Source organism: Arenibacter aquaticus (assembly GCF_003957295.1).
Taxonomy (GTDB): Bacteria; Bacteroidota; Bacteroidia; order Flavobacteriales; family Flavobacteriaceae; genus Arenibacter; species Arenibacter aquaticus.
Window position 1 is genome coordinate 221,553 of the sequence record NZ_RQPJ01000001.1, and the last position, 15,513, is coordinate 237,065.

The 15,513-nt window shown below is 42.0% G+C and carries 10 protein-coding genes; all 10 read right to left on the bottom strand.

Translation table 11 applies throughout. The features are described 5' to 3' along the window. Positions 1-16 precede the first annotated feature (16 nt). Positions 17-1,444 (bottom strand): aldehyde dehydrogenase family protein, encoded by a 1,428-nt coding sequence (locus EHW67_RS00910; protein WP_126160461.1) that lies wholly within the window; start codon positions 1,442-1,444, stop codon positions 17-19. Between the two features lie 20 nt (positions 1,445-1,464). After that, complete coding sequence (gene phnA, locus EHW67_RS00915) at positions 1,465-2,682, bottom strand: phosphonoacetate hydrolase (protein ID WP_126160462.1); 1,218 nt, start codon at positions 2,680-2,682, stop codon at positions 1,465-1,467. 90 nt (positions 2,683-2,772) lie between these two features. After that, entirely contained in the window at positions 2,773-4,440 is a 1,668-nt protein-coding gene (locus EHW67_RS00920) for an alkaline phosphatase family protein (protein WP_126160463.1), read from the bottom strand. A 79-nt stretch (positions 4,441-4,519) separates the two neighbouring features. Continuing rightward, positions 4,520-6,253: a LamG domain-containing protein gene (locus EHW67_RS00925; protein WP_126160464.1), complete on the bottom strand. Its 1,734-nt coding sequence runs from the start codon at positions 6,251-6,253 to the stop codon at positions 4,520-4,522. A gap of 21 nt (positions 6,254-6,274) precedes the next feature. Continuing rightward, a complete protein-coding gene (locus EHW67_RS00930) occupies positions 6,275-7,768 on the bottom strand; it encodes a SusD/RagB family nutrient-binding outer membrane lipoprotein (protein WP_126160465.1) in 1,494 nt (497 codons plus the stop codon). 11 nt (positions 7,769-7,779) lie between these two features. After that, entirely contained in the window at positions 7,780-10,977 is a 3,198-nt protein-coding gene (locus tag EHW67_RS00935; protein WP_126160466.1) for a SusC/RagA family TonB-linked outer membrane protein, read from the bottom strand. A 383-nt stretch (positions 10,978-11,360) separates the two neighbouring features. Beyond that, complete coding sequence (locus tag EHW67_RS00940) at positions 11,361-12,671, bottom strand: TRAP transporter large permease (protein ID WP_202911887.1); 1,311 nt, start codon at positions 12,669-12,671, stop codon at positions 11,361-11,363. Next, a complete protein-coding gene (locus tag EHW67_RS00945; protein WP_126160467.1) occupies positions 12,668-13,150 on the bottom strand; it encodes a TRAP transporter small permease in 483 nt (160 codons plus the stop codon). Before EHW67_RS00945 ends, EHW67_RS00940 begins: the two co-directional genes overlap by 4 nt. Then, positions 13,150-14,145 (bottom strand): TRAP transporter substrate-binding protein, encoded by a 996-nt coding sequence (locus tag EHW67_RS00950; RefSeq protein ID WP_126160468.1) that lies wholly within the window; start codon positions 14,143-14,145, stop codon positions 13,150-13,152. Before EHW67_RS00950 ends, EHW67_RS00945 begins: the two co-directional genes overlap by 1 nt. Before the next feature lie 174 nt (positions 14,146-14,319). Further along, entirely contained in the window at positions 14,320-15,513 is a 1,194-nt protein-coding gene (gene uxuA / locus EHW67_RS00955; RefSeq protein WP_126160469.1) for a mannonate dehydratase, read from the bottom strand.

The window sequence follows — 15,513 nt, forward strand, 5'->3', positions numbered from 1 at the left end:
CTTGAATTCTTTTCAACTAGGCAATATCCCAAGGCAGGGAATAGGTCTTTACATAGGTATAGCCCTTCATGGTTTCTATTACCCCTTCCTTATAGCCCAATCCGGAGTCTTTTACCCCACCAAAGGGCGTCCATTCCAAGCGGTAGCTAGGCGCTTCATTTACGTTTACCGTACCGGTATCCAGTTCGGTAATGACTCTTTGTATGGAGGGCCAGTGGTTGCTCACCACCCCTCCTGACAATCCATATGGCGTGTCATTGGCGATATCAATGGCCTCGTCCAAGCTCTTAAACCTAATAATAGGGGCTACGGGACCAAAAGTCTCTTTTGCTACCACTTCGTGGGCATTTTGCACATGGTCCAAAACCGTTGGGGCGTAGAGCGCACCATCTCTTTTATGACCGGCCAAGAGCACTGCACCATTGTCTATTGCGTCCTGCACCCTGGATTCCATTTCCTTGGCCGAATCTTCGCTAATAACGGTTCCCATATCATTATCTGGATTATAAGGATCACCGCATTTCAAGGCTTTTACCCTATCGGCAAGTTTAGCGGCATAGGTGTCCGCAATGCTTTCATGAACCAATATTCGCCGTATGGCGGTACAGCGCTGGGCTGAATTTTTAAAAGTACCTGCCATGGTTACTTCTACGGCCTCATCTATATCGGCATCATCCAAAATTAATAAGGCAGAGCTACCCCCAAGTTCCAGAACAAGTTTTTTATAGCCCGCCTTTGAGGCGATGATCTTTCCTATTTTACTTCCCCCTGTAAAGGACACCATAGTAATTTCTGGATGTACGGTCATCATTTCTGCCGTGGCTTCTATATCGGCACCATTGACTACGTTCAACATATTCGGTGGCAGACCACAGTCCAAGGCCAACTGTGCAAAATAGTAGGCAGACAAGGGTGTTTTTTCCGATGGCTTTAAAACTACCGTATTGTTGGTTGCTATTGCCGGTGCTATCTTGTGAACCACTTGATTCATAGGGTGATTAAAAGGTGTTATACAACTAATTAGTCCCAAGGGCACCCTTGTAGTATAGATTCTTCTTGGTTTGCCATTTTTGGACACGTCACACGGGAACACCTGGGAATCGTCATCCAAGGCCTTCATGGCCGAGAATCGCAGCACATCCGAAACCCGACTTGCTTCATACCTACTATCCTTTAAACAAAGTCCGGTCTCATCGGTGATCATATTACTCACCTCATCTACCCTTTCCTCCAATGCACTGGCTATTTTGTTCAGTATTTCATAGCGCTCGTACCTAGTGAGGTTAATTTTAGTCTTCTTGGTATCTACCAAAACCTTGTCCAAACTATTGGTATCAATAGATGATACCCTGCCTACCTGTTTCTTGGTATAAGGATTGTATATATTGATCCATTCCCCGCTCTTTACCTGTTTTCCATTAATTATACTTCCAAATTCGATCATAGTATTAATTTAAAGGGGGGTTAGTTAGAAAATCCGTTACTTAAAAAATGGAACAAATCAAAGTTCCTACTGTTCCCTGAAGCCAATTTCTCACTGAATTCAGCGTTTAATTTCTTGTTGAATATCATGGGTACCTCTTGGCAGTGTTCCCCGCCATGTGATCGCAGCCCTTCCTTAACCTTATCCAACTCGTGCCAGTCCGGTGTTCTGCCTATGGTGGTAGAAGAATCGGCCAATACCACCAAATCTCCTATCCTATCCGCTGGCAATTCGTATTCTTCCACAGCCTCGGCATTGGTAAGCACTTTTTCAATTCCGTCCAAGCTTAACAGATAATCCTTGGCCGCCCCCAATTGTGATTTATCTTCCAAATACAAGGTACCATATCCACCCAATGCACCATGATGCACCACGTAGGGATCTGTAATGGGCAAGATTACCCTGGTCTTAATATCCTGGGCATCCAAAAGCTGCTCTATAAACTGTACTTTGGGACTACCGTCCGGATTGGTCTTGGCCTGCATGCCATGATCGGCCGTTACCCCAATAATGGCCCCCAATTTATCTAGCTCTCCCAACCAAAAATCTATTTTCGACAAGAAATCATTGGCATCCGGACTTCCTGGAGCATATTTATGCTGCACAAAGTCTGTTGTGGTTAAATACATGACATCAAAATGCTGGCGCTTTAATAATTTGGCACCGGCTTCAATACAATAAACAGAAATATAGGGATCATAAATTCCAGGTCTTTCCTTACCCATTAAGCCTTGCTCCACATCCGCTATCCCATTCTCCTCCAAGGTAGCTTGGTTGGCAAATTCTGCCGAAAAGCAAATACCATCCAGATTATGGGCCAACATTTTACGCAATTTGTCCTTGGCAGTAACAACCGCTACTTTTCTATTGTTTTTACTTAGTTCGGACAATATGGTAGGCACCTTCAGATATTTAGGATCATTCATCATTACCTCTTCCTGCAACTCGGTATCCCAATAGAAATTCCCACAAATTCCATTTACCTTAGGTGTTACCCCCGTAACAATGGCCATGTTATTGGGATTAGTAAAGGATGGGATTACACTTTTAACCATTCCTACAGATCCTTCCTTTATAAACCGCTGTAAATTGGGCATTACGTCCTTGGCCGCTTCATAATATGGATAAGAGGTTCCATCCATACAAACTCCTATGATGGTCTGTTTTTGTTTTGGATAATTTCTATTGTTGATGTTCATGTTTTAGAATATAAAAAAGGTTGTTAATCAATTTTGCACTAAAGTACAAAACTTTTACATATATGAAAATTGTTGTGGTTAAATTTATCGCTAATCACAGCTAAATTCCAGTAGTGAATTCCCTTCAAGTCCCCAATTGGGATCTATAGGCACACATAAATGGTTTAAGGCGGTTACCGCAAGGTCTACAGTTCGGGGTGTGTTGTCAAAATTATGTTCCACTTCCATTGAAGCCACGGTTGCGTCCTGCCAAATTCCGTCTTTTAATCTTCCATTGGCCCTGACCGGCCCCAAATCCTTTATATCCTGACCTTGACCTTCCGTAATTTTCCAATGTCCTTTTACAAAAGCATACTTAGGGTGTGAAGCATCCAGCACCTTACATTGCCATAAATCTATTTCCTCATCGTCCAACAAGGTATTAAATACTCGGACCTCTGCTATATACCCATGTAAATTGTACTTCAAATTCCCATCGCCCCCAATAGTAAATGGAAAGTCGTTGTCTATATTTTCTATTTTAGAGATATCTGCACTATTTTCCAACTCTCCGTCCATATATACCTTTAGCAGGCCATCACGATCAAAAGTAGCACTTAGGGTATGCCATTCATTATCATCCAAAGTACTGGCCTCAACATCCACCCTTTTACTTCCATCACCCACATTTACCTTAAATTTCTTATTTCTGGGATTAAAAGAAAAAACGTAACCAGGCATAAGTCCGTTGTCCCAATTCTTTTTCGCCAGGATGGCCACATCACCCGGATGGAGAGAACGTACTCTACACTCAATTGAAAAGTCATTGGAGGCACCAAAGTTGAACGCCGGATTGTTAGGCACCTCAATGGAGGCATTGGCATCAAAAAACAGTTCATCACTACTTCCAAGGCAATTGCTTACCGGTTGCCTAACAACCTCCACCGTAGTTTTGGCTATTTCCTTTTTGGGTACGGTATCCCCACTTACGATTACAAATATGGTTCGCTCCTCATCGGTATCTCCTCCATGACTGGTCCCAATCCCCCCATGATCCGTACTTACCAAAATAACCCAATCCTCATTTTCATAATTGGATCGCGACTTCATTGCCTGGACTACCTCTCCAATGGCCTTATCAACAGTCTCAATAGCTTGTAAATACGCAGGATTATCAGGACCAAAACCCGATCTATGCCCTGCATGATCAACATCATCAAAGTGGACAAACAAGGCTGTTAACCCTTCCTCCTTCAGCTCATCAATAGCCTTAAGCTTGGTATTCTCACTAGAATCCTCAGTATTTACTGTCTTGTAGAGGCGCTGACCCATTTGATCGTTTATTGGATGCCATTGGCTCACAGAAACCGTTTTATAATTGGTACTAAACGCTTCTATCCGCTTAAAAAAATGGGGATATTCGGTATAGTTAGAACCAGAAAATGAATTATCAACAACCCCATGTTTATCTTCCCATACCCCGGTAAGCATGGAGGACCAGCTTGGACCACTTATGGTTATCCCCGTATTTCTTGCGTCCAGAGAGTACGTTCCATTGGCCATTAAGGCGTCCAAACTTGGGGTATTGGCGGTGGTAATACCATCTGGCCTACAGCCGTCAATGCCTATAATAAGCAACTTGGGCTTTTTTCCACTCCCTACCTTTCCTGCTTCTTTTTCCTTTTCCTCTGAAGCACAAGCCCCAACTAAAGATATAGCAAAACTTATAGCTAAAAATACTATAATCTTGGGACGACAATATGTATAAATTGTAAACATAAAATTAAATTAATAAGCCCGGTCCAACTCTCAAGAACCGGGCTTCGTTGAAAAAAACTAACTCAAAAAAACTCAACTTTTATTCCGTATAAAGTGTTTCAACCTCTTCCGCGGTGAGGGCATAATCAAAGATCATAGAATTGGCCACTATCCCCTGAAACCAATTACCGTAATTGCCGGTACCGTCTTGGGCAAGTCTAATGGGCAGGTTACTATTCATATCCCCTAAGGCCGACATATTGGCATTGCCTACTTCTTCCCCATCCTGATAGACTGTGGCATGGCCATTCCGATCAAAGGTCACAGTAAGCAAATGCCATTCGCCGTCACCAATGGATCCCCCGTTAACGTCAATTCTATTGCCATTTCCATCTCCGGCATTTAACTTCCAGGAACCGCCTAAATAAGCAAAAATAAACCCCTTGTTACCGCCGCTCCCCCAGTCCTTATCTCCAATAATGGAGGGATCGCTATTGCTGGCCAAAGTTTTTACCCAAGTAGCAATTGAAAAATCCCCGGTATGTCTAAAAGCAAGCTCACTGTCCTCAAGGGTGGCGTAATCATCAACTCCATCAAAATCAAAAGCATACCTCCCATCCTCACTCCTGGCATTGACACCACCAGTACCGGCAACCGCAATGTTAAGTGTATTTCCATCCTGTTTTAACAATTGCGCCCCTGTTTTTACGGCAGAAACAGCTGATACCTGTTGCGGGGACAAGACATAGTCATAGATAGAAATTTCTCCAATTTTTCCTTGAAAAAACTGCCCATAAGCTCCAGTTCCATCCTGACCTATACGAAGTGGGTTACCACTGTCTGTTTCGCCAATTCCGGCCATGCTCACGGATGCCACCGAGGCTCCATCCTGATACAGTGTCATGTTGCCATCCCGATCAAATGTAGTCACTATATAATGCCACTCTCCGTCATTAAAGCCCCCATCATAATTTGTATCTGCCTTGGTGATTCCGTCGGAGGTGGCTACCCTCCAATTGTTACCCCTAAAGGCAATGGTCAGTCCAGGATTGGAAGAACTACCCCAATCTTGATCTCCAATCATTACTGGATCACTATCGGTAGAGGTTGTATTTACCCAAAAACCTATGGAATAATCACTGTTATGTCTAAACCCTAGTTCGGGAACATCCAATATCTCTACTTGATCGTCAACACCATCAAACTCAACTACAGCACCATATGCCGGATCAGTAATACGTGAAGAAACCTTTTCATCAATAACCAAAGGAGTAGTCTCCCCAGTACTTTTCCTTAAATAAACAAAGGTATCCACTACCGCATTGGGGTCGAAAAACTTCACTTTTTTCACTTCAAAATTAACGGCCCCTATGGCGCCGTCCCCATATAAAATATCAAACTTCAAGGTCATCTTATCGCCTATTTCCACTAGACCCAGCTCTTGTAGGCCAGTCACAAAACTAGTGGACTTAAATTTTTCGCCGTAGGGCTCAAATGTTGTAAGGGTTCCCAATACGGATAAGTCTTTACCGGAAAGCACTTTTATTTCAGAAGGCATTTTGGAAGTCACTACGGACAAATCTATAGACTGCCCCTCGGAATAGGACTCCTTTAGTAGTGGGTTGTACGTTAGCTCTGCCAATTCCTCTTGGGTGTATTCTTCCCCTGTTAAAGGATTTAGGTGGTATACATAAAATTCAAAATCCTCCAAATATCTCTCATCCGCCCAACCATCGCCTCGGTCTACCGTACATCCTTGCAAAAATGTGAGGACTGTCCCTAGAAAACAAAGGACAATAATTCTTAAACTGCTTGATCTATATATTTTTTTCATCCTTGTAAATTTTTACCGTTTTTAGTCCTTAAGCAACCATATTAGTTGATCCCTATCATCTACTTCGGCACCAAATTGTGCCCTTAGGGCCGCCCTGTAGTTTTCCTTATTATCCGAATCTTCCGAAGAAGGATAGGTCCATCGTACAGGGTACTTGGTTATACTATTTTCTTCCGAAAAAATATAGGTGGGCACTCCAGTCCTTCTCGTTGTAAAAAATGACTCCTGATTGGAGTTTTCGGCAAAAGCCAAGTATTTTTGCTCCAGGATTCTGGTCAGCCCTGCTTCCCCGGTGATGTAGGGCTGCTTTGTTGTTAAATATTCAGAAATATCAGCAGGATCAACCCCGTAAAATTCCATGGATGCCGCAACCCCATTTTCATAATGTACCTCTGCATTGGCATTGGTCCAGCCTCTATTTGCTGCTTCCGCCAGGTGCAGCTCCTGCTCCCAATAGCTTATAAAAATTCCTGGTTGCCCAACATAGTTCCAATATTTATTGAAATGCGGAAAGGAGAAATCCCCATCCAATTTTTTGGATGAATTCTCAGTACCGTTGGCAGAAATATCTGCGCCGGCATATGAATTAAAGTCGGCCCTAACTACTGCCTCATCGGGATTGGCATCCAGTGCATCCTTTGTAGGGTCCGCCACCTGCATCAATCTTGGATCTTCAAATTCCTTTAGTATATCTATATAGGTACTGGCATATACAACAGCATCCCTGTACACAGCTTGGTCTGGATTATAAGTCTGTCTAAAACCGTCGGCATTGGAGTATTCCATTTGGGCATTATCAGCTAGACCGGTAAGCAACGGATATTTGTCCGGATTGTTTACAATGTTGGCAAAACGGCCTTTTAGGTCAACATCCGTATCGTTCTCCTTCTTGCTCAATGAAATCAAAATTCTAATGGTATACGCATTGATCAATTTCTGCCATTGCTTTAAATCGCCATTGTAAAAGAGGTCTCCCTCTAAAATCACACCCGGATTACTTACAATAAAATCTCCCAATTCCTCATTGGCTTCATCCAACCAATTGAGGCATTGTATATAAATAGATTTCTGGGAATCATACTTTGGTGTCGGGTTTTCCGCCCCTTGCACTGCTTCACTAAAAGGAATATCCCCCATTCTTCTAGTCATTTCAACAAAAGTAAAGGCCCTTAAGAATTTCCCCAGTATGGCATATTCCCCTGCCCCAACAGCAACAGCTTCCTCAATCATTTTATCAATGTTCCTCAAATCCCCATAGGAAAAAGAACCTCCAAAACCACTATTAAAATTTGGAGAGTTAACATTATCGGTTGCAATCCACAAGTGATATTGCATTCTTACATAGGTATCCCTAAAGGAAGATTCAACCCCTGGTGTCAACTGTGTAAATATAAGGCTAGGAGGAACCGAATTTGGTTGATTGGGGTTTTCCCGCAAATCATCATACTTTAAACAGCTTATTGCGATAGAAGTCACCCACAGCAACAGTATAGTTTTCAAGAATATATTTTTCATCTTTGGTAGTTTTAGAATTGAAAGTTGATGTTAAATCCATAGGATCTTTGAGAAGGCAATTGCAAATTAGTATCACCAGTACTCACGGTATAGGTATCCAGATCTCCAAAAGTGTCATCTTTGGTCCAATACAATAGGTTTCTACCAATTAGGGATATGGATGCCGAATTCATAAATGTTTTATCCAATAGGCTGGACGGCAATACATAGGTCAAGGACACCTCCCTTAATTTTGCAAAGGTCTTTTCAATTAACACGTTTTGCCATGCTGCCTTATAACCACCTGCCCAAGTTTGATAATCCACCTTGTAGGTACTGGGCTCAAAAACCCTGGTATCGGTCAATATATTGCCATCTGGATCATAGGTGGCTTCCCCTGATACAAGGGCAAGACCTGGAATCTGCATGGTTCTCGCATCTGTACCGTTTACATAAGCTATATTGGACAACTCCCTTTCCGGGTGTATGGCATCTGGGTGACCACCAGCCCTCCATAGGTCCCTCTCATATCGGTCATAGGTGACACCACCAAAACGTCCGTCTATTAAAAAATTCAAGGATAAGTTTTTATAGGTAAGAGAATTGTTCACACTTGCCGTAAAATCGGGTTGGGTATTACCTTGGTTCACCGGGAAGTCGGTTACCTTTGGCAGTCCGCTAGATTGAATTATTAATTGCCCATCCGGTGCCCTTTCCCATTCAGAATACCAATAATCCCCAATAAGGGCTCCTACTTTAGTTCTCCCCTCATTCTCCTGTGGCGTCCCGTCTGGCAATGGAGGCAAAGAGGTTAGGTATTCTTTGGATTTATCAAAATTGACAATCATGGACCAATTAAAATTATCTGTCCTAAAGGGAATGGCATTGATACTGAAATCCATTCCCCTACGCTCCGTGGTCCTCCCGTTTAACCTAATTCCATCATAACCTGAAGCCGAGGAGAAAGGCTGTGTAAAAATTTGTGGTCCAAACTCATTTTCATAATAGGAAAAATCTATCCCAAAGCGACTTCCGAACAACTTTGTTTCAAAGCCGTATTCAAAGGAATTGGTAAAGGACGGCTTAAGATTTGGGTTTTCTAAAGTTCCTGGAAAACTGGCAGTTGGTAAGTCCCTATACCTACCAGTACTATAGGAATTAGTGGCATCATAGATACCTAAGTCTCCCCCAACCTGAGCATAGGCCGACCTAATTTTAAGGTAACTAATGGGTTCTGGAAAATCTATCATATCACTTAATACGGCACTTACATAAACCGAGGGATAGAAAAAGGTATCGTTGGCCTCTGGTAGCGTAGAGGATTTGTCAACCCTGCCTGTCATCCCAAAAAACAACTGGTTGTTATAGGAAAAATCCAAGGAGGTATAGGCACTATAAACCCCTTTGTACTCCTTACTACTGGAAGGGGTTACTTGGTCTACAGAATTGTCCAAGGTAAAAACTTCAGGGATTATCAGTTGTGTGGTACTTGCGCTTTCATTTTCTATGCGGAGATAGCGCTGATTAGCCCCCAGGGTTCCGTTTAATTGTACCTCATCGTCAAAAAAGCTATCATTGTAGGAAAGTAGAAAGTCGGTATTATTTTCAAAATACCGTGTTGCATTATATCTAAACCTACCTCCCCTATCCGGAATATCATAATTATAAATATCCATGGATATTTCTTCGTTATTGGTTAAGGAATAAGAGTTTAGGGTTGATCTGAGGGATCCGCTAAATTTATCCGAAAGTTTAAAATTGGCTTTGAGATAGGTCAGAATATCATTTTTTGTCCAAGGTTTTTTCCAATAATGGGACAAAATATACGGATTGTTATATCTCCAATTCTCCACAAAGTTCTGTTTTATACCCACTTTTCCTGGCAACCAAATATTATCCCCATCAAAATTGCGGACATCAAAATTAGCACCGCCCCATATGCTTAAAAGATAGATGGGCGAAGTAGGCCCATATGTTCCCCTAATCCTATTATCAGAGTATTGGTAGTTATATTGAAGCGATCCATCTATATTTATGGCATCCGATAGAATTAAATTCCCCCTCAACCTAAAGGTATTGATATCTAGGCGCTGTCCGGGTGTGGAGGCTTTTGCATACTTATAGGAATTGGAAATCACAAAACTTCCCCTATCGGAATTGGATTGCACACTTATATTGTTGGAAGTCACCATTCCCAATTCCATAAAGTTTTTCAGGTTATCTTCTCCCCGGGAAATCCATGGAGTTGGAATACGCTCCCCAGTTTCCGGATCAATAGGTGAATCGAACTGCTTAATAAGGCGCCCATCAAATTTTGGTCCCCAGACAGAGTAGTCAAAATCGTTTACACCTCCCCCACCTGCAGCTCCGGTTCCAAACTCATATCTACCAGTATTTCCGGGTCCGTATTGAGTTTGACCATGCGGGATTCTAAGAAAGCTGCCCTGAAAGGTAGTGGAAGAGTTAAAGGAAATTACCGTTCCTTCAATCCCCCTACCAGATTTCATAGTGATTTGAATTGCCCCGTTGGCTCCCAAGGAACCATATAAGGCAGAAGCCGCTGCCCCCTTTAGGACTGTTATGTTCTCAATATCATCCGACGCCAGATTCCAAAAATCACTATTTGGTTGCGGCACTCCGTCCACTACTATCAACGGTTTTTCACCTCTTAAATAAATTTGCGGATCGGAAAAAAAATCGGAACCATTGGTCGTTACGGTAACTCCGGCAATCTTACCTGTTAAGGACTCCACAACATTGGGGGCAACTGCTTTTTGCAAAGATGCTCCCTTTACCTCCTGAGTAGCATATCCCACCCGTCTTTTTTCCTTTTTTATACCCAAGGCAGTTACCACCACCTCTTCCAGGGCATTGCCCGCAGTTAAGATGATATTAAGCTCCCTTTCCTGGCCTATAACCACTTCCTTAGTCTCAAAACCTACATAGGACACTACCAAAACCTCGCCTGTAGCTACCTCTATAATAAAATTCCCATCAAAATCTGCCACAACACCATTGGTAGTCCCCTTTACCATTACCGAAGCACCGGACAAAGGAACCCCCTCCCCATCCACTACGGTACCGCTTACCCGGTCTTGCAGCCCCACCTTTGACAGAATAGGGTCTCCCTTGGTTTTTACACCATCAAAATACACGGTATTCCCAGATAGTACATGGGCCATTCCCATTGAGCATAACAGCCCAAATAATTTAATTCTTCGTTTGTTCATTGTTGGTTTATTTAGTTAATAAATTAAAAACTAATTTTACTAATAGTTAAATTTATGTACCCAATGTATAAATAAATTTCATATAAGTCACATTTGTTGACAAATAAATAGATAAAATTTTACTTAAAGTTAAATTTATTGACATGTAATTATTAAGATTGGGTTAAGGAGGGGAGAAAAAAATGGCAAGGATTAGGACCGCCAAGGCTGCCTAAAATGTAGGGGATCACTATACAGCTTAAGCCCTAAAATCTAATTAATACAGGGCCAAATGAAGAAAATTAAACAGCCATTACCATAGAAATCTGTAGTACATCACAACAAAAAAAATCCCCTATTTCATTCAGAAATAAGGGATCTCAAAAAGTTTTACTGTTAAGCTATTACTCAATTAGGCCAAATGCACGTGGCAACCATAGGGATAGCTCAGGGATATAGGTTAGCATTAGCAGTACCGCTGTCATTACTGCCAAGAGCGGCAATAGTGGTTTAATAACTTTTGTTACCGGCACCTTGGCCACACCACTTCCTACAAAGAGCAGGGTACCCACCGGAGGGGTACATACCCCAATACATAAATTTAGTACGATGACCATTCCAAATTGAACTGGATGCATTCCCATAGCCATGACCACCGGCAAAAATATAGGGGTAAAAATCAATACGGCCGGTGTCATATCCATAAAGGTGCCCACCACGAGCAGTGTAATATTGATAAATAGCAATACTATCAATGGATTTTTAACAGATTCCAAGAGGAAGCCTGTTAAGGATTGGGGAATAGATTCAAAGGAAAACAACCATGACATGGCCATGGAGGTAGAAATCAAAAACATTACTATGGCAGTGGTTTTGGCAGAGCGCAATAGGATGGACCTAAAGTCTGAAAATTTTAATTCTTTATTAATAAAACCAAGCAAAACCGCATATACTACCGCAATGGCCGCAGCTTCAGTAGCCGTAAAAATTCCGGCAACAATACCACCTACCACAATTACCAATAGGGTAAGACTTAAAATTGCCCTTTTAAAATCATGGAACAATTTCTTAAAACTCACCCGTTCTTCCTTGGGAAGACCTTTTTTCCTAGCGTAGAAATAGACCATGGCCATAATGGCCAAGCCCACCAATATTCCCGGTATATACCCGGCAATAAACAGTGCAGCTACCGATGCGGTACCTCCACTGGCCAAGGCAAAGATGATTAAAACGTTACTGGGTGGAATTAGCAGTCCGGTTGTAGAAGAACTAATATTAACGGCTGCACTAAACTCTCTTGGGTAGCCATCTTTTGCCATCTTTTCTGTTAAGGTACTTCCTATTGCCGAGGCTGCTGCGATGGCAGATCCGGAAATGGCCCCGAACAACATGGCCGAAATAATATTAACATAGGCCAGCCCCCCGGGAAGACTCCCTATGAGCGATTTGGCAAAATCTATTAACCTATTGGCTATACCTCCCCGGTTCATAATCTCTCCGGCCAGAATAAAGAAAGGTATGGCCAAAAGGGCAAAGTTATCAATTCCCGTGGTCATTCTTTGACTCACCGTCGTGGTAGCGGGCATATAGGCAATGTTGATCAGAAGTGTTAAGGTGGTAGATATCCCAATGGAATAGGCCACGGGTACCCCATAGGCCAACAAGCCCATAAAGCTAATAAACAATACTAGTATACTTATGGTTTCAATACTCATTTCTGGTTGGCGTTAAAAGTTATTTTGATATGATAAATAGAAAAGAAAATAATCAATAGACCACATATGGGAACTATGGCATATACATAACCCAATGGCAATTGTAGGGCTGGGGATAATTGCCCCAATTTTAGGGTGGTGTATACGAGGTTACCTCCTCCTATCACCATGATTACCAAGGCAAAAACAGCCATCAGCAGCTGTATGACCCTATTTCTTCTAATTTGCTTATCGGCCGAAAGTTTGGACAGCAAAAAATCCATGGAAAGATGGCCTTCCTTTTGCCCGTTAATATACGCGGCCCCCAATACAGTTAACCATATCAAGGCAAATCTGGCAAACTCCTCTGTAAAGGAACTGGATTGCCCTACTACGTATCTGGATACTACCTGCCAAACCACATCAAGCACCAATAAACTGAAAATTAGCACTAACAACCCTTCTATGGCCTTATTTAATATTTTATATGTTGTTTGCATTATTGATTATTGATTTCATCGATTATCTCTTTCATTACGGGATCTTTCTTTAATTCCTCCAAAATAGGCTTTGTTTTTTCCACGAAAAGACTTTTATCCGGATTGTAGATCTCAACGTTGGCCTTTTCTATAATCTCCAAGCCCTCCTCTACTGTTTCCTGCCAATATTTTTTCTGTTTCTCCACACTTTCATCGGCTGCTGCCTGTAGCCATTCCTTTTCCGTATCGTTCAAGGTATCCCAAAATTTAGTCCCTACCACTACTACATCTGGCACCATACTGTGTTCGTCCACGGTATAGTATTTACATATTTCGTAATGGTTTGAGGTCACAAATGAAGGGATATTGTTCTCTGCGCCATCCACTACACGTTGCTGTAGGGCTGTATACAACTCCCCATAGGCCATGGGCGTTGCCGATCCTCCTAACCGATTAACCATGTTAACCGCCATTTGGTCGTTCATAACCCTAATCTTTTTGCCATTTAAATCTTTTGGAGTTTTTATAAAGCCGTCCAAGGTATAGAAACTCCTACTCCCTGCGTCATAAAAACAAAGACCGCGAAGCAAATATTCACTACCGCCTTCCAACAGTTCTTTTCCTACTTTACCTTCCAATACCGAAAACATATGTTCGCTGTCCCTAAACAAATACGGGACTCCCAGCACTCTATATTCCGGAGCGAAACTGGACATTGATGCGGCACTTACCTTGGTCATGGCCACACTGCCTATTTGAAGCAATTCCAACACCTCCCTTTCTGTGCCCAATTGCCCATCAGGAAATATTTTTATCTGCAGTTTGCCGCCCGACTTTTCATTTAAAGCCTCCTGCATCGCTAGAATCCCCTTGTGAACGGGATGTGTAATAGGTAAGGAATGGGCAAAGAACAAGGTTTTATGACTTGTTATTTCGGAACAAGAATATAATCCAAAACACGCCAAAACACCAATCGCAATAACTAATTTTTTCCCTAGGGTTCTGTACAGCTGCATATTCAATTTTTTACTTTGTCGTTAACGTTAACGATTATAACCTTAAAATATATTTCCAAAAAACTTTAAATATAGTCTTTTTTTAAAATTTCACAACAATTCATAACAAATATGGTCACATTACTGCGTTTTATTCAACTAAAAGCTCCGCTTATTATACTTTTACCACTCTAGCTACAATAGCATTTCCCTGATTCCCTGTTCCAACCCATAGAGTTCCGCCATTCCTTTGGCCCTCCCAACAAGAGAATAACCAGGATAAAAGTCGGCCATTCTTTTTTTATCTTCCAATAGCACATGTCCGTGATCGGGACGTATGGGGATAGCCACTAGTCCCTTGGCTGTTTTATGCCTTCTAATTTGTTCACGAACCACTTCCAACATTACTTTAGCCATAGGAATGGATCCATCCAAATGGGCGGCTTCATAAAAGCTACCATCCGCTTGCCGACAAACGTTTCTCAAATGCAAAAAATGGATATCCTGACCAAAATCACGTAGCATTTTTAGTAAATCATTGGAGGCAACTGCACCTAAGGATCCGGAGCAAAACGTTAAACCATTGGAAGGAGAAGGAGCACAATCCAATATAAATTTTAGATCTTCATATGTAGAAGCGATGCGGGGAATCCCAAATACTGGAAAAGGCGGGTCATCTGGGTGCAAGGCCATTTTTAATCCTAATTTTTCTGCCTCTGGAATAACCGACTTTAAGAAATAAGCAAGGTTAGCACGTAATTCGGTTTTGTCTATTTTGCTCACCTCTTCCAAGGTTGCCTTAAAATCGTTAATAGCTATGAGGTCTTTGGAACCGGGCATTCCCGCTAAAATCGCATTATTTAGTTGTTCACGCCCATGGCTATCCAGGGCATCGTAAAAATCACGTGCCATCTTTACCCTTGGCTCTCCATAGACTTCCAGGGCATTTTCCAGTTCCAGAACAAACAAATCAAAGGCTGCAATGGCAAGAGGGTTATATAAGAGGCTTACAGCACCTGTGGGCAGTACATAATTTAAATCGGTTCGGGTCCAATCTATCAATTGCATAAAATTGTAACAGACCACCTTAATGCCGTGCCCTGCCAAATTTTTTAGGGTCTCTATATAGTTTTGAATATACAGGTCCCGTTCTGGCAATCCATATTTTATGGCCTTGTGTATATTTACACTCTCCACAACAGACCACTCAAGTCCGTTATCTTCAATCTCCTTATTTAGTATGCCGATTTGTTCTGAGGTCCATATTTCCCCAATAGGCACCTGGTGACAGGCTGTTACAACACCCTCTACGCCCAGCTCTTTAATCTCTTTTAGGGATACACCAAAATTGGGTCCGAACCAACGCAGTGTTTTCTTTAAAAACTGCAT